The 22,850-nt window shown below is 70.7% G+C and carries 15 protein-coding genes; 13 read left to right on the top strand and 2 right to left on the bottom strand.

What is annotated here, in order from left to right; all coding sequences use genetic code 11:
• Positions 1 to 71 precede the first annotated feature (71 nt).
• The 5 genes from ACIBMZ_RS05705 to ACIBMZ_RS05685 all read left to right on the top strand — a co-directional run bounded on the left by ACIBMZ_RS05705 (position 72) and on the right by ACIBMZ_RS05685 (position 4,737).
• On the top strand, positions 72 to 887 hold the full coding sequence (locus ACIBMZ_RS05705; RefSeq protein WP_396691422.1) for an SAM-dependent methyltransferase: 816 nt from the start codon (positions 72 to 74) through the stop codon (positions 885 to 887).
• Between the two features lie 69 nt (positions 888 to 956).
• Positions 957 to 2,333, top strand: coding sequence for a transaminase (locus tag ACIBMZ_RS05700; protein WP_396691421.1), 1,377 nt, complete (start codon positions 957 to 959; stop codon positions 2,331 to 2,333).
• A gap of 64 nt (positions 2,334 to 2,397) precedes the next feature.
• On the top strand, positions 2,398 to 2,877 hold the full coding sequence (locus ACIBMZ_RS05695; protein ID WP_396691420.1) for a DUF2975 domain-containing protein: 480 nt from the start codon (positions 2,398 to 2,400) through the stop codon (positions 2,875 to 2,877).
• The gene (locus tag ACIBMZ_RS05690) at positions 2,877 to 3,083 is read left to right on the top strand and encodes a helix-turn-helix transcriptional regulator (protein WP_350695398.1); all 207 of its coding nucleotides are present in this window, start codon (positions 2,877 to 2,879) and stop codon (positions 3,081 to 3,083) included. Before ACIBMZ_RS05695 ends, ACIBMZ_RS05690 begins: the two co-directional genes overlap by 1 nt.
• 616 nt (positions 3,084 to 3,699) lie before the next feature.
• The gene (locus ACIBMZ_RS05685; RefSeq protein WP_396691880.1) at positions 3,700 to 4,737 is read left to right on the top strand and encodes a LacI family DNA-binding transcriptional regulator; all 1,038 of its coding nucleotides are present in this window, start codon (positions 3,700 to 3,702) and stop codon (positions 4,735 to 4,737) included.
• A 64-nt stretch (positions 4,738 to 4,801) separates the two neighbouring features.
• On the opposite strand, the gene ACIBMZ_RS05680 is transcribed toward ACIBMZ_RS05685, so the two are convergent.
• Complete coding sequence (locus tag ACIBMZ_RS05680) at positions 4,802 to 5,824, bottom strand: LacI family DNA-binding transcriptional regulator (RefSeq protein WP_396691419.1); 1,023 nt, start codon at positions 5,822 to 5,824, stop codon at positions 4,802 to 4,804.
• A 607-nt stretch (positions 5,825 to 6,431) separates the two neighbouring features.
• Between ACIBMZ_RS05680 and ACIBMZ_RS05675 the strand changes: the two genes are divergently transcribed.
• The 8 genes from ACIBMZ_RS05675 to ACIBMZ_RS05640 all read left to right on the top strand — a co-directional run bounded on the left by ACIBMZ_RS05675 (position 6,432) and on the right by ACIBMZ_RS05640 (position 21,538).
• A complete protein-coding gene (locus ACIBMZ_RS05675; RefSeq protein WP_396691418.1) occupies positions 6,432 to 7,730 on the top strand; it encodes an ABC transporter substrate-binding protein in 1,299 nt (432 codons plus the stop codon).
• 103 nt (positions 7,731 to 7,833) lie between these two features.
• Complete coding sequence (locus tag ACIBMZ_RS05670; RefSeq protein ID WP_396691417.1) at positions 7,834 to 8,751, top strand: carbohydrate ABC transporter permease; 918 nt, start codon at positions 7,834 to 7,836, stop codon at positions 8,749 to 8,751.
• 4 nt (positions 8,752 to 8,755) lie between these two features.
• Positions 8,756 to 9,670: a carbohydrate ABC transporter permease gene (locus tag ACIBMZ_RS05665; RefSeq protein WP_396691415.1), complete on the top strand. Its 915-nt coding sequence runs from the start codon at positions 8,756 to 8,758 to the stop codon at positions 9,668 to 9,670.
• A gap of 2 nt (positions 9,671 to 9,672) precedes the next feature.
• The gene (locus tag ACIBMZ_RS05660) at positions 9,673 to 11,625 is read left to right on the top strand and encodes a glycoside hydrolase family 127 protein (RefSeq protein WP_396691413.1); all 1,953 of its coding nucleotides are present in this window, start codon (positions 9,673 to 9,675) and stop codon (positions 11,623 to 11,625) included.
• Between the two features lie 130 nt (positions 11,626 to 11,755).
• Positions 11,756 to 16,492 (top strand): Ig-like domain-containing protein, encoded by a 4,737-nt coding sequence (locus ACIBMZ_RS05655; protein WP_396691411.1) that lies wholly within the window; start codon positions 11,756 to 11,758, stop codon positions 16,490 to 16,492.
• A 62-nt stretch (positions 16,493 to 16,554) separates the two neighbouring features.
• Positions 16,555 to 19,755 (top strand): OmpL47-type beta-barrel domain-containing protein, encoded by a 3,201-nt coding sequence (locus ACIBMZ_RS05650; RefSeq protein ID WP_396691879.1) that lies wholly within the window; start codon positions 16,555 to 16,557, stop codon positions 19,753 to 19,755.
• A 24-nt stretch (positions 19,756 to 19,779) separates the two neighbouring features.
• A complete protein-coding gene (locus tag ACIBMZ_RS05645; RefSeq protein WP_396691409.1) occupies positions 19,780 to 20,412 on the top strand; it encodes a hypothetical protein in 633 nt (210 codons plus the stop codon).
• 70 nt (positions 20,413 to 20,482) lie between these two features.
• Positions 20,483 to 21,538 carry a hypothetical protein gene (locus ACIBMZ_RS05640; protein WP_396691407.1) on the top strand — a complete coding sequence of 352 codons (1,056 nt, stop codon included), beginning with the start codon at positions 20,483 to 20,485 and terminating at the stop codon, positions 21,536 to 21,538.
• Positions 21,539 to 21,634: 96 nt separating this feature from the next.
• Here ACIBMZ_RS05640 and ACIBMZ_RS05635 read toward each other — a convergent pair whose 3' ends face one another.
• Positions 21,635 to 22,825, bottom strand: a complete 1,191-nt coding sequence (locus ACIBMZ_RS05635) for a cytochrome P450 (protein WP_396691406.1) — start codon at positions 22,823 to 22,825, stop codon at positions 21,635 to 21,637.
• Positions 22,826 to 22,850: the final 25 nt, after the last annotated feature.

Raw genomic sequence — 22,850 nt, 5'->3', positions numbered from 1 at the left:
GGATGGGCGCGGGGCTAGGCTGACGCCCGGTAGACGACAATGGTCCTAATGAGACTGAGGGTGCGAACGTGGTGGACGGCACGACCGTGACCGGCGGCGAACAGGACAGGCCAACTCTGGACACCGGAGTGCCGCAGACCGCGCGGATCTGGAACTACCTGCTCGGCGGCAAGGACAACTTCGCCGCCGATCGCGAGGTCGGCGACCAGATCATCGCCAACCTGCCGCAGCTCGCGCAGAACGCCCGGTTGTCCCGCGCGTACCTGGCCCGGGCGGTGCGCCACCTGGCCGGCACGGCGGGCGTCCGGCAGTTCCTGGACGTGGGCACCGGCCTGCCGACCGCCGACAACACCCACGAGGTGGCGCAGTCCGTCGCTCCGGACGCACGCATCGTGTACGTCGACAACGATCCGCTCGTGCTGGCACACGCCCGCGCCCTGCTGGTCGGTACGCCCGAGGGCGCCACCGACTACGTCGACGCCGACCTGCGCGACCCGGACCGGATCCTGCGCGAGGCGGCCCGGACGCTGGACCTGGACCAGCCGGTCGCCGTGATGCTGATGGGCATCCTCGGTCACGTCGAGTCCGACGACGAGGCGAAGGCGATCGTCGACGGACTCGTCGGCCGCCTGCCCTCCGGCAGCTACCTCGCGATGTACGACGGCAGCGACACCAGCGAGGCGGTCACCGAGGCGGTCCGGATCTGGAACGTCTCCGCCAACCCCCGCTACCACCTGCGCAGCCCGGAGCGGATCGCCGGCCTGTTCGCGGGCCTGGAACTCGTCGAGCCGGGCGTGGTCTCGGTGACCCGCTGGCGGCCCGACGGCGACCCGGCCGAACTGCCCGAGGAGATCGACCAGTACTGCGCGGTCGGACGGAAGCCCTGACGGCGGTAGCGTCAGTTATCAGTCGTACGGCATCTAGCTGGCAGTCCATCTCGTTGGTACTGTCGCCCGATGCCGACGGATTTCGAAGCTGAGGGCGTCGACCGCACCCGCTTGGGACGGCTGCTCGCGCGGGAGCGGTCCACGTTCGTGGACCGCCACCCCCGCTCGGCCGCCGCGTACGCCGACGCCGGGCACCTGTTCGGCAGGGTCCCGATGACCTGGATGAACAAGGTCGCGGCCGGCTTCCCGGTCTATCTGGACCGGGCGCGCGGGGCCCGGGTCACCGACGTCGACGGCCACGAGTACGTCGACTTCTGCCTCGGCGACACCGGGGCGATGGCGGGCCATTCCCCGGCACCGGTGGTCGAGGCGGTCACCCGACGCCTGGCCGAGCTCGGTGGGGCGGCCACCATGCTGCCCACCGAGGAGGCGGCGGCGGTCGGTGCCGAGCTGGCCCGGCGTTTCGGGCTGCCCGCCTGGAGCTTCACGCTGACCGCCACCGACGCGAACCGGTGGGCCGTCCGGCTGCTGCGCGCCGTCACCGGCCGTCCCCGCATCCTGGTCAACAGCTACTGCTACCACGGATCGGTGGACGAGTCGCTGATCGTGGTCGGGCCGGACGGGCGGCCCCGCAGTCGGGCGGGCAACGTCGGCGCTCCCGGCGACGTGACCGCCACCAGCCGGGTCGCCGAGTTCAACGACCTGGACGGGTTGGCCCGCGAACTCGCCCACGGCGACGTGGCCGCGGTGCTGATGGAACCGGCGCTGACCAACATCGGCATCGTGCTGCCCGAGCCCGGCTACCTCGACGGGGTACGCGCGCTCACCCGTCAGTACGGGACCTACCTGGTCAACGACGAGACGCACACGTTCTCCGCCGGGCCGGGCGGTGCGACCGCCGCCTGGGACCTGGCACCGGACGTGGTCACCATCGGCAAGGCCATCGGCGGCGGCATCCCGGTCGGCGCGTACGGCCTCTCCGCCGAACTGGCCGCCGCGCTGACCGACCGGACGGACCTCGACCTGGTCGACATGGGCGGGGTGGGTGGCACCCTGGCGGGCAACCCGGTGTCGATCGCAGCCACCCTGGCCACCCTGCGGGAGGTGCTCACCGACGAGGCGTTCACCGGCATGGCCGAGACGGCGACCCGCTTCGCCGAGGGGGTGGGCGCGCTGTTCACCGAGTACGCGTTGCCGTGGTCGGTGAGTCGGCTCGGCGCGCGGGTGGAGTACCGCTTCGTCGACCCGGCTCCGCGTACCGGCACGGAGTCGGCCCGGTGCGCCGACGGCGACCTGGAGGACTACCTGCACGTCTACCTGCTCAACCGGGGGATCCTGATGACCCCGTTCCACAACATGGCGTTGATGTGCCCGCAGACCACGGTCGAGGACGTCCGCCGGCACCACGAGGTGTTCGGCGACGCGCTCGGTGAGCTGGTGGGGTGACCGGTCGGGGTGGTAACGGTCGAAACCTATTGACTTTCGATAGGTAGCGAGTGATGGTCGATGCATGCTGGTGACACGTTGGGCGGTGGCCGCCCTCAGAGTCTTCCTCGTGGTGCTGTTCGGGATCCTGGTCGTGTTCCAGACCCTCTCGCTGCCGGGGCAGTTCGCCCACATGGCACAGGAGTCACCGGACCAGGCGTACCTGCGGTGGCCGTTGACCGCCGTCACGGTCTTCTGGGTGCTCTGCGTCCAGGTGGTGATCGTCTCCACCTGGAAGTTGCTCACCCTGGTCAAGAACGACCGCATCTTCAGCCCGGTCTCCCTGGTCTGGGTGGACGTCATCGTGTGGGCCGTCGCCGCCGCCTGGGTGGTGCTGGTGGCCGTGTTCCTCTACGTAGGATTCAGGGCCGACGACCCCGGAGTCCCGTTCCTGCTGCTCCTGCTCTCGACCGGCGTCGCCGTGCTGGGGCTGCTGATGGTGGTGCTGCGCGCGCTGCTGCGCCAGGCCACCACGCTGCGGACCGACATGGAAGCGGTGATCTGATGCCCATCGTGGTACGCATCGACGTCCAGCTCGCCAAGCGCAAGATGAGCGTCGGTGAGTTCGCCGATCGGGTCGGGCTCACACCGGCGAACGTGGCGGTGCTCAAGAACGGCCGGGCCAAGGCCGTCCGGTTCAGCACCCTGGAGGCCATGTGTCGGGTGCTCGAATGTCAGCCCGGTGACCTGCTGGAATGGGTCGAGGAGTGAGTCCTGCGGGGCCCGGCCGCCGGGCCGAGCCCCGCAGGGTGTGGCCTATCTCGTGCAGCAGGATGTGCATGTTCTCGGCGTCCAGGTTGGTCATGTAGTACTCGTGGCCCATGCGTTGACCCCGGTCGCCGCCGGCACCGCCGCCGAACCCGTCGGTCAACCGCAGCGACTGGTCGTCGTGGCGGGCCACCCCACCGGGGCGGTTCGGGTACTGCCCACCCTGGCTGAAGAAGCGACCGCACTCGGGCGCGCACTGCGGGGCGTTCGGCCACGGCTGGCCATGACCTGGTCCCAACCGTGGTTGCGGAACCCGTACAGGTTGCCGTTGTGGTGGGTCCGCGCCACGTGCTGCCACACCGAAATCCAATGATCTCCGAAGTGAGTTTCGCCGGAGATCTCCTGAGAGGGATTGCCGAAACGGTTTTCGAGGTTCATTGTCGGAGATCGGACCACCGAGGTCTTCGCGCGTGCGCTGACCATCGGTCCTGGCGGCACGGGCGACGCGTCGGGGACCTCTGGGCGAGGAGAGCAGACGATGACCGAGAAGAACGGCGGGTCACGGGGGCGGGCGGCGAACACCCGGGCCGCTGCCGGACGGTCCAGCGGTCGATCGATCATGCGTGACGTCGCCGCGCGGGCGGGGGTGTCCGCCCAGACGGTCTCCCGGGTCATCAACGGCCACCCGTACGTCGCCGACGACACCCGCCAACGGGTGCTGACCGCGATGCGGGAGCTGGACTACCAGCGCAACCCGGCGGCCCGTGCCCTGGTCACCCGGCGCTCCGGCACGCTCGGGATCATCGGGTACGAGAGCCCGCTCTACGGGCCGACGTCGATGCTCTACGCCATCGAGGGGGCGGCCCGCTCCGCCGGCTACTTCGTCAGCGTCGCCAGCGTGCGGCACCTGGACCGGCGGTCGGTGCTCGACGCGGCGGACTGGTTGCGCCGGCAGTCGGTCGAGGGGCTCATCGCCATCGCGCCCAAGCCCGCCATGGCCGGCGCGCTGGCCGAGGCGGCGGGCGGGCTCGCGGCGGTGACGGTCGGCGGTGGGTGTAGCGACGAGATCGCCAGCGCACAGATCGACAACGTGGCGGGGGCCCGACTCGCCACCCGACACCTGCTCGACCTCGGGCACGCCACCGTGCACCACGTGTCCGGCCCGGACGACTGGCCGGAGGCGGCGGAGCGGATCCGGGGATGGCGGGAGGCCCTGCGGTCCGCCGGTGCTCCGGTGCCCGCCGTCGTCCCCGGGGACTGGAACGCCAGCACCGGATACCAGCAGGGGGAGCGGCTGGCTGCCGACCCCGACGTCACCGCCGTCTTCTGCGCCAGCGACCAACTCGCTCTCGGCCTGTTGCGCGCGCTGCACGAGGCGGGTCGGCGGGTGCCGGAGGACGTCAGCGTGGTCGGCTTCGACGGCACGCCGGACGGCGCGCACTTCCTGCCCCCGCTGACGTCGGTCCGGCAGGACTTCGCCGAACTCGGCCGACGCAGCCTGGGACTGCTGCTGGCGCAGCTCGACCCGGCCGGGCAGACGCCGGTGCGACGACGCGACCTGCTGGTGCCGGAGTTGGTCAGCCGCCGCAGCGCCGCGACGCCGGGGAGCGTGGGTCGACCGCTGCGCGCGCTGCGACCGGCCAGCCTGATCGGTTAGCGCCCCCGGCCGAGAAGGATTCTCCCGGCCCGGTGGGTCGTCGGCTCCGGCGACGCCGCCCGGCTCAGCGGTGCACCGCCGGTCCGGTCGACTCGCGGACGACGAGGCGGCCGGGTTGCCGGATGACGCCGCTGCCGGGGTTGCCGTCGAGAGCGGCGTAGAGGTGCTCGACCGCGGTCGCACCGAGCCGCTCCAGGTTGAGGTCCACGGTGGTCAGCGGTGGACGGCAGTCGGCGGCGAAGAACTCCCAGTTGTCGTAGCCGACGATCGCCACGTCGTCCGGGATGCGTCGGCCGAGGTCACGCAGTGTGTCGGCCGCTCCGGCGGCCAACTGGTCGTTGCCGCAGAAGATCGCGTCCACGTCCGGGCGGGCGGCCAGCAGCAGGCGGGCGGCGTGCCGACCCCACCGCTGCGACCACTCGCCGAAGAGTGGGTCCCCGGCGGGATCGAGGCCCGCCTCGGTGAGCACCGCCCGCAGCCCCGCCGCCCGGTCCCGGGCGGAGCGGTAGCCGTCCGGACCGGTGATGTGCCCGATCCGCCGCCGTCCGTGCAGCACCAGGTGCTCCGCGGCGAGCCGGGCGCCGCCCTCGTCGTCGGCGATGACCGACAGGTCCCGGGGGTCGGTCGACTCGGCGTAGGCGTAGACCACCGGGACCGGGATGTCCTGCGTCAACGAGGGTCCGGCCTCGTTGCTGTCGCCGACCACGATGAACCCGTCGACCTGCCGTGCCAGCAGCGTCCGGATGTAGTGCTGACGCCGGATGGCGTCGCCCCGGGCGTCGCAGAGCAGCACCGACATCTGCTCGTTGCCGAGGGCGTTCTCGGCACCGAGCAGGATGGACATGGCGAACCGGCCGCCGAGTTCGTCGGTGAGCAGCCCGACGGTGCGGGTGCGTCCGTTGATCAGCCCGGAGGCCAGCGCGTTGGGCTGGAAGGAGAGTTCGCCGGCCGCGCGCAGGACGCGTTCCCGGGTGGCCTGGGCCACCTCGGCGCGTCCGTTGAGCGCCTTGGACGCGGTCGCGACCGAGACGCCGGCCCGGCTGGCCACGTCACTCAGCGTCACTGACTGTGATCGTCGTCGCCCCACCGAAAGCCTTTCGCAAAAGTTTCAGGACGGCCGGCAGGTGGTCGCCGCCCCCGTATTCGGGGCAAGCGTAGAGCGCAGAGTGCATGCAGGGGAAGGCGAAGACCGCACCGAAACAGGTTCAGGTTTTACCCGTCCGACATCTTGCCGAAACCGTTTTCGTGGGACACGCTAGCGGCGGAAAGTGATACCGACCACCTCGGCGGCGGTGCGGCTTGCCGTGCCGATCCCGTCGGAACCGGCGGGAGGCGACACCGATGAGGACGGACGAGGCATCGCCCACGAAGGCGGCGCGAACGTCCTCACCGGTGCATCGGTCCCGCGCGAGACAGCAGTACGACGGTGCCCCCGTCGGACCGTCCCCACGACACCTCGGCTCGGCGGAACACCGCCGACGACCCGATGTCCACACCCTGACCCTGCCCGGCCGGCCACTCGTCGGCCGTACCTGATCATCCGGCTTCGCCGATCACGTCCACGGGGGCGCCACGGTCGACGGCCGGGGCGGCGGCTCCCGTCCCACCCGATCGCGCGGAACCGTCCGCTACCCGGCTCACGGGAACCGCCTCGCGGCTCCCCGGCGAGCTTCGATGCGACTAGGAGAGGAATCATGAGGAAAACCCTGGGCAGGCGTACTGCCCTGCGTTCGCTGGCCGGAGCCATGGCGGCGACGATGGTCCTCGCCGTGGCGGCCTGCGGCAGCGACGAGCCGAGCGGCACCAGCGCGGCCGAGGCCGGGCCGACCGGCGTCGACGACGGCAGCGAGCTGACCCTGTGGACCCGCGCACCCCTGGAGAAACAGGCGAAGCTGCTGGTCGACGCGTACAACGCCAAGCACCAGAACCAGGTCAAGCTGACCGTCGTACCGAACGACGACTACGTCGCCAAGGTCGGCGCGGCGGCCGGTTCCGGCGGTCTGCCCGACCTCTTCGCCGCGGACATCGTCTACGTGCCGAACTGGGTGAACCAGGGCCTCTTCCAGGACATCAGCGCCAACATCGACGGCCTGGACTTCAAGGACCAGATCAACAAGGGACACCTCTCGGCGGGCACCGTCGACAACAAGGCCCACGTCCTGCCGTTCGTGCTGGACCTGTCCATGATGTTCTGGAACAAGCAGTTGTTCCGGGACGCCGGGCTGGACCCGGAGAAGGCGCCGGCGTCGCTCGCCGAGTACGCCGCCGCCGCCAAGGCGGTGCAGGCGTCGGGCAAGGAGGGCGTCTACGGTACGGCCGCCGGGCTGAACTGCGGCGGCTGCCTCGTCTTCACCTGGTTCCCGTCCGTCTGGGCCGGCGGCGGCCAGGTGCTCAGCGAGGACGGCACCGAGTCCAAGCTGGGCGACGAGACCGCGCAGAAGGTCTTCAACACCTGGCAGGACCTGTGGCGCTCGGGTGCCGTGCTGCCCGCCTCGGCGGGGGAGACCGGTCCGACCTGGACCGCCGCCTTCACCGAGGGCAAGGTCGGCCTGATGTTCTACCCGGCGACGCTGCTCTCCTCGACGCCGTTCGACGTCGGTGTCGCCGGCATCCCCGGTCCCGACGGCGGTGCCTCCACCTTCGTCGGTGGCGACGGCATCGGCATCTCGAAGGACTCCAAGAAGGCAGCCCAGGCGTGGAACTTCCTGAGCTGGATGATGTCCGAGGAGGCCCAGGTCGAGGTGCTGGCCAAGAACAAGGACGTGGTCTCCCGGGCCGACCTGGCGAACAACAAGTACGCCGCCGAGGACCCGCGCCTGGTGACCATCAACGAGGTGGCCGGTCAGGGTGACACCCCGGTCGCGCTCAACTTCCAGCAGGCGTTCAACGCACCGAACAGCCCGTGGCTGACCCTCGTCCGTAACCAGGTGCTCAACGGCAACGGCGACCTGCAGAAGGACAACGGCGAGATCAGCGCCGTCCTGAAGCAGTAGGTACCCGGCGTGGGCGTGTGCCGCCCGAGGAGTCCCTACCGGTCGGCACACGCCCGCGTCGCGCCCACGTTCGGTCCGCCAGCGAAGGAAACGAGAGGTTCCCATGAGCGTCACCGCACCGTCTCGCCCGCCCCGCGCGGCGACACGGCGCCGCGCCCGTCCCCGAGGTCGTCAGGCCCTGCTCGGCTGGCTCTACGCGACACCCACCGCGGTCTTCGTGGCGCTGCTGTTCGCCGTGCCGCTGGTGCTGGTCGTCAAGATGTCGCTGTCGCGGTGGCCGCTGCTCACCGGTGACCAGGGGTTCAACGCGCCCGACAACTTCGTGAAGGCGGTCGAGCACCGGTTCTTCACCGACTCGGTGGTGTTCACCCTCAAGTACACGGCGCTGGCGACCGCGCTGCTGCTGGCGCTCGGCCTGGGACTCGCCCTGCTGGTGCAGGAGTCCAGCCGGTGGAACAACCTGCTGCGGGCCTCATTCCTGATCCCCAGCGCGCTCGGTCTGGCCTCCGCGTCGCTGCTGTTCTACGTGATCTACTCGCCGTACGCGAGCCCGCTGGCCCCGCTGATGGACCGCCTGGGCATCACGTTCCTCGGCTCCCCGAACGCGGCGCTGTTCTCCACGACCTTCCTGATCGTGTGGCGGTACGCGGGCTTCTACATGGTGCTCATGCTGGTCGGCCTACAGGGAATCCCCGCCGACGTGTACGAGGCGGCGCGTACCGACGGTGCGAGCCGTTGGCAGACCTTCCGCAAGGTCACCCTGCCGCTGCTGCGCCCCACGCTGGCGCTGACGACCGTGCTCTGCGTGACCGGCTCCCTGCTCGCCTTCGAGCAGTTCTACATCCTGACCAAGGGCGGCCCGGACAACAGCACGATCACCGTCGTGCAGCTCATCTACATGGTGGCGTTCCAGGGCCAGAACGACCTGGGGGTGGCGGCGGCCATCTCCGTCATCGTGCTGGTCGCCCTGATCCTGATCAACGCGTTGCAGATGCGCGCCTTCCGGTCCGAGGAGAACTGATCCGATGGCCGTCGTTTCCCGCACCACACCGACCGTCGCCGACCGGACCCCGCCGTCCGGGTCGCAGCCGTCGAGGCCGAAGAAGCCGGCCGGCACCACCATCGCCGGGATCGCGCTGCGGACGCCGTACTGGGTGTTCACCGGTTCGGTCGCCCTGATCTTCCTGGCACCGCTGGTCTGGACCGCGATCGCCTCCGTCTCCCCGCAGCCGGGCACCAACCAGGTCGACGGTTGGGGCATCGGCAACTACCAGACGTTGGCCGCCTACCAGGCCGGCGTCTGGCGCTACCTCGGCAACTCGGCGTTCGTCTCGCTGCTCACGGTGGCGCTGACGCTGCTGATCTCGTTCCTCGGCGGGTACGCCTTCGCCCGGTTCCGCTTCCCGGGCAAGAACATCCTGTTCCTGCTCACCCTGGCCATCCTGATGGTCCCGTACGCGACGCTGCTGATCCCGCTCTATGTCCTGCTCAACCAGGTGGGGTTGCAGAACTCGCTGGTCGGCGTCGCGCTCGTGCTGACCATGTTCCAGTTGCCGTTCTCCACCTTCCTGATGCGCATCTCGTTCGAGGCGGTGCCCCGCGAACTCGACGAGGCCGCGATGGTCGACGGGTGCTCGTCGTTCAGCGCGCTGTGGCGGGTGCTGCTGCCGGCCGTGAAACCGGGCCTGATCACCGTCGGTCTCTTCGGTTTCCTCGCCGCGTGGAACGACTTCATGGCTCCGCTGATCCTGATCAACGACACCGAGAAGATGACGCTGCCGCTGGCCGTGTCCAACCTGCGCGGCCAGGTCCAGGGCGTCGTCGACTACGGGGCGACCGAAGCGGGCGTCGTCGTGCTCGCCCTGCCGTGCATCGTCTTGTTCCTCCTGCTGCAACGACACTACGTGCGCGGCTTCATGTCCGGCGCGCTGAAAGGATGACCATGAGCGGCAACGCACATCCGGCCGCACCCGTCCTGCCGGTCCGGGGTCGCCTGCGCCCCCTCGACCTGCGGGAAGTCCGGATCGCGGGCGGATTCTGGGCCGAGCGCCAGTCGGTCAACGGCGGCGTGACCCTCGACCACATCGCGCACTGGCTGGAACGGGAGGGCTGGGTCCGCAACTTCGACCTGGCGGTGGACGGCGACCTTTCCGGCGAGCGACGCGGACGCGAGTTCTCCGACTCGGAGATCTACAAGTTCCTGGAAGCGATGGCGTGGGAGATCGGCCGGACCGCCGACCCGGACCTCGAAGCGCGGTTCCGCGCCCTGGTGCGGCGGGTCGGCGCGGCGCAGGAGCCCGACGGTTACCTGAACACCAGGTTCGGCCGCCCCGGACAGCAACCGCGCTGGTCGGACCTGGAATGGGGGCACGAACTCTACTGCGTCGGCCACCTCGTCCAGGCCGCCGTGGCCCGGGCCCGGACCCGGCCGGACGCCGACGACGGCCTGCTCCAGATCGCCTGCCGGGCCGCCGACCACGTCTGCGAGGTGTTCGGCGTGGACGGCATCGACAGCGTCTGCGGCCATCCGGTGATCGAGACCGCCTTCGTGGAACTGGCCCGGACCACCGGCCAGGACCGCTACCTGACCCAGGCCGCGCTCTTCGTCGACCGGCGCGGTCACGGCCGGTTGGCCGACATCGAGTTCGGTCGGGAGTACTTCCAGGACGAGACCCCGGTCCGGCAGGCCACCGTGCTGCGCGGGCACGCGGTGCGGGCGAACTACCTGGCCGCCGGGGCCGTCGACGTGGCGGTCGAGCTGAAGGACGCCGGCCTGCTGGACGCGGTACGCGGCCAGTGGCAGCACACGGTCACCCGGCGTACCTACGTCACCGGTGGGCAGGGTTCCCGGCACCAGGACGAGGCGTTCGGCGAGGACTGGATGTTGCCGCCGGACCGGGCGTACTCGGAGACCTGCGCGGGCATCGGCTCGGTGATGCTGGCCTGGCGGCTGCTGCTCGCCGACGGTGAGTCCCGCTACGCCGACCTCATCGAGCGGACCCTGTTCAACGTGGTGTCGACCTCGCCGTCGACCGACGGGCGCAGCTTCTTCTACACCAACACGCTGCACCGGCGGGAACTCGGCACGGTGCCCGACGCGGACCGGCCCAGCCTGCGCGCGGCGGCCTCGCTGCGCGCGCCGTGGTTCGAGGTCTCCTGCTGCCCGACCAACGTGGCCCGCACCGTGGCCAGCCTCGGCGCGTACGCCGCCACCTGCGACGACGAGGGCCTGCAACTGCACCAGTACCTGCCCGGGACGGTGGCGCACCGCCTCCCCGACGGTCGGGAGCGCTGCCTGGTGATCAGCACCGACTACCCGCACGACGGCGAGATCCGGGTACGCGTCGACAGCGACGACGACCACCCGTGGTCGCTGTCGCTGCGGGTGCCGGACTGGGCCGTCGACGGGGCCACCGTCACCGTGGCCGGAGCCACCCGGCCGGTCGCCCCCGGCATGGTCACCGAGCAGCGCACCTGGCGACGCGGCGACGAGGTCGTCCTGGCCCTGCCGATGGCGCCCCGCTTCACCTATCCGGACAGTCGCATCGACGCGGTGCGGGGCTGTGTCGCGGTGGAGCGTGGCCCGCTGGTGTTCGCGTTGGAGTCGGTGGACGTGCCGGAGGTGGCGACCGTCGACGAGCTGCGCGTCGACACCAGCCGACCGCCCCGGCTGGTCGACGGCCGGGTCGTGGTGCGGTGCCGCCGGGTGCGCGCGGACGACCACGAATGGCCCTACCGGGCCGACGCCGCCGAGTCGTCGCCCGCGTCCGTCGAGGTGTTCGACGAGGTGACGCTGGTGCCGTACCACGCCTGGGCCAACCGTGGCCCCTCGACCATGCGGGTCTGGATCCCCGTCGACGGTGACCTGCCGGAGCAGGGCCGGGGGCGGAGCTGATGTTAGCGCTCACACCGAGCCTCCCGGCCCGCGCCGCCCGCACCACCACGAGCCGCTCGAATCACCACCTAGGTGCGACGTGGGGGACCGCCTCACCCGCCCACCCGCGCCGATATCAAGGAGGAAGAAGATGATCCGCAGACGCGTGCGGAGGGTGCCCCTCTGGGGTGCCCTTGCCGCGCTCGTGGTGTCGGGGACGGTCGCCGTATCGTCCCCGGCCCACGCGGCCGGCCCCGTCCTGCCCGGCAACGAGGGCGACGTCGGGGTCCACACCAACGGTCAGAACCACGTCATGGACATCGGCGACCCGGTCTACAGCAACGTCGGCAGCGTCGCCGACCAGCTTCGGCCGGGCGTACCGTTCACCGCCGGCAGCATGCACCAGTCGATCTTCGAGAAGGACCTCGCCGCCGGCGGTACGGACTACTACCTCGACCGCATCCTCGGAGTCAGCGGCACGCTCGGGTCAGCGGTGCTGATGACCCGAGGGCGCACCCTCTACATGCGCGGCGCGAGCAACAACAACTTCACCGTGATGGGCTTCGCCGGCAACACGTTCGTCGGCGGCCCCAACAACCTCGGCAACCTCTACACCGTCACGGTGCCCGGGCAGACCGTGTCCGAGGTCAACGCCAACCGGTTCAACGCACCGAGCCACGCCAGGAGCCGCTACACCATCGGCAGCACCGGCGTCACCGCCGACCTGACGAAGTTCATCACCTACGACAACGTGGCGGTCACCGCCATCCGGTTCACCAACCCCGGCGGCTCGGCGGCCAGCTTCACCGTGCGGGCCGCGTCCCCGCTGGCCACCCAGGCGGCGGGCGACGCCGCGCTCACCGGCACCCGCACCATCACCAGCGGCTCGAACAACGGGCTGGTCGACACCCCGTGGGACACCGTCCGGGTGGACCTGACCGGCTCCGGCTTCACCCGCAGCGGCAGCAACCTGGACCGGGTGATCACCGTCCCGGCCGGTGGCTCGCTGTCGCTCTCGGTGGTCGGCGCGGTCTCCTCGGCCACGCTGCCCGAGACGGTGGAGAGCTACCAGGAGTACGCCGACCTGTCGCCGACCACGGCCGTGCGGACCGGCATCACCGCCTTCCACCGCCGCTGGGCCCAGGACGTGCCGTACATCAACGTGCCGGACCCGGCGCTGGAGAAGGCCATCGTGTACCGCTGGTGGGGCGAGCGCTACAACTCGCTCGACGCCAACGCCTCCGGCCACGTCTACCAGTACCCCACCACGATCGAGGGGGTGAACCTCTATCAGAACTCGGTCGCGCTGACCCAGCCGATGCACCTGCAGGACACCAAGTGGCTGCGGACGCCCTATCTCGGCTACGGCCAGATCCTCAACATCGGTGAGCTGTCCGGCTCCTCGGCCTTCCTGGACAGCCCGGGACACACGAGCTGGAACAACCACTACTCGCAGTACCTCGGCACGGCCGGACTCGAGGCGTACAACGTGCACGGCGGCGGCAAGCAGGTCGCCCGCAAGTTCGCCCAGTACTTCGAGGGCGACGGCGTCGGCCAGTTGGAGCACTACGACGGCAACGACGACAAGCTGATCGCGTACGACACCAACTACATGCCGGGCAACGACGCCGACGCGATCACGTTCGGCTTCCCGAAGGTGAACGCCGGGGCACCGGGCGCGCGGACGATCGAGCGGCCGGAGTCGGCGTACGTGTGGGGCGCGTTCGACGCGGCCCGTCAGCTCTACCAGATCTCCGACGCCGACCAGGCCAAGATCGACGCGATGGGGACCAGCGCCGACGAGATCCGGGACGCGATCCTGACCCGGCTGTGGAGCCCGGACATGCGGATGTTCCTGGCCGGCACGTCGCACGGCGCGAGCAGCGCGGCGACCGCGAACGGGCGGGCCAACCCGCTGCCCGCCTCGGCCCGGAACCTGATCCCGGCCAAGGAGACGAACCTCTACGACATCTACGCCGAGAACCTGATCCCGACCGACCAGTGGGAGAAGTACGTCGACGGGTTCCGGTTCCTGACCTACGGCGACAACTTCCCGATCTTCCCGTTCTACACCGCCAACCAGTACGACCGGTCGGTGTACGGGATCGGTGGCTCGAACAACTTCTCGAACATCAACTTCACCGTGCAGTACCGCGGTGTCCGTTCGGCGCTGCGCCACTACGACCCGGAGCAGAAGTACATCACCCCGGAGTACGCCAAGCGGCTGCTGGACTGGATGGCGTGGAGCATCTACCCGAACGCCGACATGCGGGTCGCGAACCAGGCCGAGTACTACTCCAACTGGAACCCGACGACGCGCTCCTACAACCGCAACAACCAGAACCACATCATGCTCGGCAACATGAACTACATCTTCATCGAGGACATGGGCGGCATCCAGCCGCGTTCCGATGACAAGATCGAGTTGTGGCCGATCCAGTTCGGCTACGAGCACTTCATGGTCAACAACCTGCGGTACCACGGTCAGGACGTCACCATCGTCTGGGACCCGGACGGCAGCAAGTACGGCCTGGGCGCCGGCTACAGCCTGTTCCTCAACGGCGAGAAGAAGGTCACCACCGACAAGCTCGGCAAGGTCACCTACGACCCGAACACCAACCAGGTGCAGGCCGAGGACGGGGTGACCGTCACCTTCACCGCCACCACCGGCACCGACTTCCCGAGCGCGGTGGACACCCCGATCTCCGACGACCGGGTCGTCAGCTACCTCAAGACGGCCGGGATCGACCTCACCGAGGAGGCGCCGAACCTGGCGCAGGGCGCCCAGCTCAGCTCCTCGTACACCCAGCAGGGTGTGCGGCCCACGCCGTGGCGGCAGTTCCACACGCCCGGCTGGAGCACCACCTCGATGAACTACACGCCCGGCGCGATCTCCGAGACCGAGCGTCCGGTGTCGCTGGCGGCCGTCACCGACGGGATCACCGCCAACGAGCCGTACTGGGGCAACTACGGCACCACCGAGCGCAACGGCTACATCGAGCTGAACCTGGGCTCGGCCAAGAGCCTCGACAACGTCAAGGTCTACTTCGTCAGCGACCGGCAGGCCGGTGGCTACCGCGAGCCGGCGCGCTGGTGGGTGCAGGTGCCCGACGGCAACGGCGGCTGGAAGGAGGTGCCGGACCAGTTCAAGAATCCGGTCGTGCCGTCGGCCAAGTTCAACGAGGCGCTGTTCGACACCGTCACCACCGACAGGCTCCGGGTCACCTTCACCAACAACCCGACCCACTTCACCGCGATCAGCGAGATCCAGGTGTTCGAGTCCGGGCGGGACGTGCCGGACGTGACCAACCAGGCGCCACAGGTCACCGCCGACCGGGACGGCTCGGCGGACGGCAACCTGTCCACCCGGCTCGTCGCCACGGCCGCCGACGACGGCATCCCGTACGACAGCGAGCTGACCTTCGGCTGGGAGACCGTCTCCGCGCCGCAGGGCGCGGGCGTCATCTTCGCCGACGTGCGGGCGCTGAGCACCCGGGTCACCGGCACCGTCGCCGGTGACTACGTGTTCCGGTTCTGGGCCGACGACGGCGATAAGCGGTCGACGGCGAACGTGTCGGTCACGCTGACCGAGCGCGAGGTCACCGCGGAGTTCGGTGCCTCGGCCACGATCAGCACCAGCGGCACGGCGTCCTGGGAGAACCACTCGCGGGTCAACGAGCCCACCACGCCGAACAACTCCAACCCCGGTGCCGGCAACGGCTGGGGCAACTGGGGTCAGCCGCAGAACGGCACCAGCACCGCCCGGGAGGCGTGGATCCAGTACCGGTGGGCCGCACCGGTGCGACTCTCCTCGACCGACATCTACTGGTACGACGACAACGGCGGCACCCGCCGCCCCAACGCCGGCACGTACGCCATCGAGACCTCGGAGAACGGCACCACCTGGACGCCGGTGACGCTGGCCGAGGGCTCCACGTACGCCGGTGGACTGGCGACCAACCGGTTCAACAACTTCGAGTTCGAACCGGTCAGCACCAGCTACCTGCGGATCCGCATCTGGGGCGTGCAGGGCAGCGGCGCCGGCACCGGCGTGCTGCGCTGGCGGGCCAACGGCGAGACGGTCGACTCGGTGCGGTCCCCGGTGCTCATCCGCACCGGCGTCGGTGACGTGCCGACGCTGCCGAGCACGCTCGACGCCGTCTACGCCAGCGGCGAGCGCGGCCAGGTCGCGTTCAACTGGCAGGAGATCACCCCCGAGCAGGTCGCCGAGCCGAACGTCGACCCGTTCGTGGTCTACGGCACCAACGACGCGTACGGGCTGATCGCCGAGGCGCGGATCTACGTACGGCCGGAGATGTCCACCGGCGGTATCTCGATCCAGGGCGCCGAGAGCTTCGAACAGTCCGTCGAGGTGGGCGAACTGCCGTTCCTGCCGGACAAGGTGGAGGTCTCCTACAACGACGGATCGCGGGACAACCAGGCCATCGGTGTCGACTGGGACTTCGACGAGCGCATCGTCAACACCCCCGGCCGTTACACCATCATCGGTGACCTGATCCTGCCCCCGTACGTCAGCCAGGCCGGGGCCACCCGGACCACGCTGACCCTCACCGTGGGCGACCCGCCCCAGACCCCGGTCTGGGACGTCGAGGTGCAGGCCAGCACGCGCTGCACCGGCAGCAACGTCTACGTCTCCGTCAACGCCCGCAACGCCGGGGACGTGCCGCTGCGCATCGAGCTGGTCACGCCGTACGGCTCGCGGACGGTCGCCGACGTGGCCTCCGGGAAGTCCGCCTTCCAGGCGTTCAACACCCGCGCCAAGTCGGTGCAGGCCGGGACCGCGACGGTGAAGGCCACCGGGACCGTCGACGGCGAGCCGGTGACCGTGGAGTTCGAGGCGCCGTTCGGCGCGCTCACCTGCGGCTGACCCCCTCGTGGTGGCGGCGTCCGACCTGGGCGCCGCCACCACCCCCGCGCACGAGTGAGGAGATCGACACCGTGAACACCACCGTGGGGCGCGGCGCCGCCCCACCCTCCACCCGGCCGTCGCGCCGCTGGCGCAGGACGATCGCCGTGGCCGCGTCCGTCGGGCTCGTCGCCGGTGGCCTGGCCGGCGTCGCCGGTCCGGCACAGGCCGCCGAACCCCAGTCGTACACCTTCACCAACACGGTCAACCCGATCCTCGGCGACGGCAGCTACTACTCCGCCGACCCGGCCCCGATGGTCGTGCGGGCGGGTGCCCCCGGCAACGACACCGGCGCCGACCAGCTCTACGTCTACACCGGCCACGACCAGGCCGGACCGTCCACAAACGACTTCATCATGAACGAGTGGGGCGCCTTCCGGACCACCGACGTCGAGGCGGGGGAGTGGACCCACTACCCGTCGCTGATGCGCCCGGAGGCCGTCTTCGCCTGGGCCACCCCCGGCCGCGCGTACGCCGGCCAGGTGATCCAGGGCGTCGACGGACGCTACTACTGGTACGTCCCGATCCACGAACGCAACAGCACCGCCTCGGACCGGTTCGCGATCGGGGTGGCCGTGTCGGAGAGCCCGACCGGCCCCTGGACCGACCACGCGGGCGGCCCGATCATCTCCCAGCGGGTGCCCACGCCGAACACCATCCACAACATCGACCCGACGATCCTGGTCGACGGCGAGGCCCCGAACCAGCGGGTCTACATCTGGTGGGGCTCCTTCAGCCAACTGCGGATGCTCGAACTCCAGCAGGACATGAAGACCCCGATCGGCACCCCGCGCACCGTCACCGGCCTGACCGGCTTCTTCGAGGGCGCCTGGATCTTCAAGCGCAACGGCACCTACTACATGGCGTACGCCGGCAACAACGCCGGCCCAACCTCGCAGTGCACCCCGGCGAACTACCACGCCTGCCTCGCCTACGGCACCGCCGCGTCACCGGAGGGACCGTGGACCTACCGGGGGACCTTCCTGCGCCCGGTCTCCTCGACCACCAGCCATCCGGGCGTCCTGGAGTTCAACGGCACCTGGTATCTGGCGTACCACACCGCCGACGCCGTGGGCGGCGGTCATTTCCGGCGCTCGGTGGCGATCGACCCGGTCGAGTGGGACGACTCGCTGACCCCGCCCCGGATGAAGCTCGTCACGCCCACCCCGGCCAAGGGACGTGACCTCACCCCCCGGCCGAACATCGCCCAGGAGGCCCGGGTCACCGTCTCCAACGAGCCGGTCCCCGTGCAGTACTGGGTCAAGGCGCTCAACGACGAGATCGTCCGGTCGAACCCGCTGCCGCCGGACATGTGGGGCACCTGGACCGGCAACAACCCGCCGCAGCAGTGGGTGCAGTACACCTGGGACCAGCCGATGCGGATCTCCGGTTCGCAGATCGACTTCTGGAACGACCAGCCGCAGGGCACCGGCGTCGGTGTCGCCGCGCCCGCCCGCTGGCGCATGCAGTACTGGAACCTGGACACCGGGCAGTGGGCCGACGTGCCGAACCCGAGCGGATTCCCGACCGCGACGCAGGGCTTCCAGAACACCACCTTCGACCCGGTGACCACCACGCAGGTGCGCGCGCTGTTCGACGCGTCGACCAACGGCAGCACGTACTCCGGGGTGGCGGTCGAGGAGTGGAAGGTCCTCGCCGCGCAGCCGGAGTCGGTCACCGCCCCGGCGATGACCGTGGAGGTCGGCGAGACCGACCTGCCGGACACGCTGCCGGTGTCGTTCGGCGCGCAGACGCTGCGGGTGCCGGTCTACTGGGACGAGGTACGGCCCGCAGACGTCGCCGCGCCCCGGACGTTCACCATCGACGGGACCGTGCTCGGGTACGCCGCCGAGCGGGTCTCCGCGCAGGTCACCGTCATCTCGCCGGACGACACCGAGGGTGACGTGACGCCGCCGACGGTGACGCTCACGCCCAGCGGCAGCGCCGGCAGTGACGGCTGGTTCCGGTCCACGGTGCGGGTGCGGGCCGCCGGTGTCGACGACCGGGGCGGCCGGATGACCATCTCCGCGCGGGTCGGATCGGGCACGCCGGTCGAGGCCACCGACGTACGGTCGCTCGACGTCACCGTCACCGGGGACGGCCGACACACCGTCACCGCGACCGCCACCGACCGGGCCGGCAACGTCTCCGACCCGGCCACCCTGGAGGTACGCGTCGACGCTACCGCCCCGGTCAGCACCGCCACGGTGCACAGCACCACCCGGGCGGTCACGCTCGCCGCGACCGACGCGACCTCCGGCGTCGCCCGCATCGAGTACGCCATCGGCACGGGCGACTGGACCACGTACGACGGCGCGATCCCGGCCCCGGACGCGAACCGGCACACGCTGTCGTACCGGGCGGTCGACGTGGCCGGGAACCTGGAGACCGCCAAGACGGTCGCCATCCCGGCCGACCTGTCGGGGCCGCTCACCGGCAACATCGGGCCGATCGGCACCCCGACCGCCTCGTTCACGGCGGGCTGGAACAGCCTCACCGCGCTCAACGACGGTGCCGACCCGACCAACCCGGGCCAGGCGCAGATCTGGGGGACCTGGTCGGGCAGCCGCCCGGCCACCCAGTGGATCCAGTACGACTGGAGCCGCCCGGTGCGGATCACCGGCACCGAGCTGAAGTTCTGGCGGGACTCCAACCAGGGCACCGGGGACGGCGTCGCCCAGCCCGACGGGTGGGTGCTGCAGTACTGGGACGCCCCGACCTCGGCCTGGCGTGACGTGACCGGCGCCTCGCCGTACGGCACCAGCACCACCACGTTCAACACCGTCTCCTTCGACCCGGTGACCACGTCGAGGGTGCGCGCCACCATCCGGGCCAACGGCAACGGCACCACCTACTCGGCGGTCGCCGTCACCGAGTGGCGGGTGTTCGCCGACGATCCGGGTGTCCGGCCCGAGGTGCCGGTGACGGTCACCGTGCAGGCGCGGTGCGTCGGCGGCAAGGCGTACGTGGCGGTGCAGGCGCGTAACGACCATGACGGTCCGGTGGACGTGGTGTTGGAGAGCGCGTACGGGCAGCGGTCGGTGTCGGCCGTGGCTCCGGGCGCGAGCGCGTTCCAGCAGTTCACCACCCGTGCCGCGTCGGTCCCGTCCGGCACCGCCACGGTGCGGGTCACCGGCTCGGTCGACGGCACGGACGTGACGACCGTCGTCACCCGGGACCATCCCGGCGCTGATTGTGCCGCCGACCCTCGTCAAGCCCAGTAACCACGAGAGACAACGGAGAATCGCATGAACACATGGAATCGGAAGCGGTTGCTGGCGGCGGGTGCTGCCGGGGCCTTGTTGGTCGGGTCGGTGGTGGCGGCTGCGCCGGTGTCGGCCGATCCGGGTGACAGTGGTGACGTGAGGGTCACCGTGGAGATCGAGGAGTTGGTGGAGCCGGGTGTGCTGGCTTTGTCGATCGCGGGTGACTCGGTGGCGTTGACCGAGGACGGGTCGACGTTGTTGGTGCGGCAGTTCGTCGGTGGTCTGCCGACGGTGACGGTGACGGATACGCGTACCGCTGACGAGGTGCCGTCGGGTGCGGCGTGGGCGGTGTTGGGTAGTGCCAGCGACTTCACGGGTGCGGCGGGTCAGGAGCCGATCGGTGCCGGGCACCTGGGGTGGAGGCCGCGTCTGGTCGACGGTGGTGACACCGGTCTGGTCAGCGAGGGTGAGGAGGTGGTGACGGTGTTGGACGAGCCGACGCAGCCGGGTAACAACGTGGGTCTGGTCGACCAGGAGTTGCTGGTCTCGACGTTCGACTCGGGTGCGGTCGCGGGTGGGGCGTACTCGGTCGACGCGGACCTGTTCCTGCGGACCCCGGCGGACGTGGCCGCGGGTGAGTACACCTCGACGTTGACCCTGTCCCTGTTCGAGTGATCCACGCGGGTGGGGGCCGCCAGAGTTCGGCGGCCCCCACCCGTATCCCCTGCGGTGTGAAGGGCTGGTCATGAGCGTGCCGAGTGTCCCGTGGCGACCGCGTACGGCGGCACGGCTGTCCGCCGTACTGGCCGTGCTGGTCCTGCTGGTGGCGACCGGCCCGGCCGGGGCGGTCCCCGCGCGGGCGGAGCCGACCGCACCCACCGTCACCTGGGCGGTCCAACCGGCGAACCCGCTCGGCCCCGACGGCCGCCGCTGGGTGGAGCGCACGCTCGACCCCGGCGAGGTGGTCACCGAGCACCTGGCGGTCCGCAACTTCAGCGACGCCCCGGTGGTGTTCTCGCTCCAGGCCGCCGACGGCTACCTCACCGACAAGGGGCGGTTCAACATGCTCCCGTCGCACCAGTCCTCGGTGGACGGCGGCACCTGGATCACGGTGCGCGACACGGTGAGCGTCGGGGCGAAGTCGACGCGGGTGGTGCCGTTCACCATCGAGGCACCCGCCGACGCCAGCCCCGGCGACCACCCGGCCGGCATCGCGGCGACCGTCACCAGCACCGGCGGAACGGTGGCGGTGGAGAGCCGGGTCGGGTTCCGGGTGATGCTGCGGGCCAGTGGCACCGCCGTCGCCGCCATCCGCATCGACGACCTCACCGCCACGCACCACCGGTCGTGGAACCCCTTCGCTCCGGGCGACCTGCGGATCCGGTACACGGCCGGCAACGACGGCAACGTGGCCGTCACCGGTGCCGGTCGGGCCACCGTCCGCGACCTGTTCGGGCTGCTCGACACCGAGGGGCCAGCCGAGGTGGAGGAACTGCTGCCCGGCGGCGACCGCCCGGCCGAGGCGCACGTGGACGGGGTGTGGGGCTGGGGTCGGCTGACCGCCACCGTCACGCTCACCCCGGACATCCTGGTCGGCGACCCGACCGACGCCGAGATCCGGCGCACCACCGCCACCGTCACGGTCTGGTCGATCCCGTGGCCGCAGCTGGCGCTCGTACTCGCGGTCGTGGTGCTCGTACTCGCCGGGCGGGCCGTGGTGCGCGGACGCCGCCGCCGACTCGCGCGGCTGCTCGCGCAGGCCCGCGACGAAGGCCGTCAGGAGTCCCGGACGTCCGCGTGACCGCTTCCCGTCCCGCCGTGCGGCATGTCCGGGCGTGCGGGGCCGCCTGGTGTGCGGCGTGGGACTGCCGGGCGGGTGGCGTGCGCGGCGCGGACGTCACACACGTAGCGGTAGCCCGTCGTGATGTAGGCGGAACGCGTCCAGGTCGGTGGCGTCGACCGCCAGCCGCAGGCCGGGCAGGTGCCGTGCCACGCGGTCGAGCAGGATCCGGCTTTCCAGCCGCGCCAGGTGCGCGCCGAGGCAGAAGTGGATGCCGTACCCGAAGGCGATGTGCCGACGGACGTCGCTGCGGGCGATGTCGAACTCGTGCGGCCGGTCGAAGACCGACGGGTCCCGGTTGGCCCCCCAGATCGACAGCCCCACGCGGTCGAAGGCGGGGATCCGCCCACCGGCCAGCTCGACGTCCGCGAAGGCGAACCGGGGCGGCACGATCTCCACCGGCCCCCGGAACCGTAGCGTCTCCTCCACCACCGCCTCGGCCAGCGCGGGTTCGTCGCGCAGCGCCGCCCACTGCTCGGGATGGGTGAGCAGCAGGCGGAGTCCGTTGACGATCAGGTCGACGGTGGTCTCCTGCCCGGCGATGAGCAGCAACTGCACCAGCGCCACCAGCTCGTCGCGGTCCAGCCGGTCCGCCCGGTCCTCCGCCGCCACCAGCTCGGAGATCAGGTCGTCGGCGGGTTCGGCACGGCGGCGCGCCGCCAGGTCGTCGAGGTAGGCCGCGAACTCCAGGGTCGCCGTCGGGCCGTCGAACCCGGCCGACACGATCGCCGCCGACCAGGCCCGGAACCGCGCCCGGTCCGCTTCCGGTACGCCCACCAGCTCGGCGATGACGTTGACCGGTACCGGATCGGCGAGGTCGGCCACCGCGTCCACGTGGCCCTGCCGGCGCGCCCGCTCGACGAGTCGGTCGGCGAGGGCACCGATCCACGGCTCCAACCGGGCCACCGCCCGGGCCGTGAATCCGCCGCTGACCAGCCCCCGCAGCCGGGTGTGATCGGGAGGGTCGAGGCTGATGAGCTGCCGGGACTCGATCCTGGCGATCTCGGACGTCTGGTACGGGGCCGGGGTGGAGCCGTCCGGGCGGTGCCGGTGCACCTCGTGCCCGAGCATCGGATGCCGCAACCCGTCCAGCACGTCGGCGTGCCCGGCGACCACCCACAGCCGGTTGCCGGCGGGGTCCACCTGGAGGACCGGGCCGCCGCTGTCGCGCACCCGGTCGTAGAACGCGTGCGGGTGGCGTCGGACGACCGGATCCCACAGCTCCGAGAGGCCGAACGCGACCGCCACCTGGCCTCCTCGGACGAAAGGAAGG

Source organism: Micromonospora sp. NPDC049900, from assembly GCF_044461025.1.
GTDB lineage: Bacteria > Actinomycetota > Actinomycetes > Mycobacteriales > Micromonosporaceae > Micromonospora.
The sequence above is the reverse complement of the archived record's forward strand: the minus strand, read 5'-3'. Positions and strand labels throughout refer to the sequence as shown.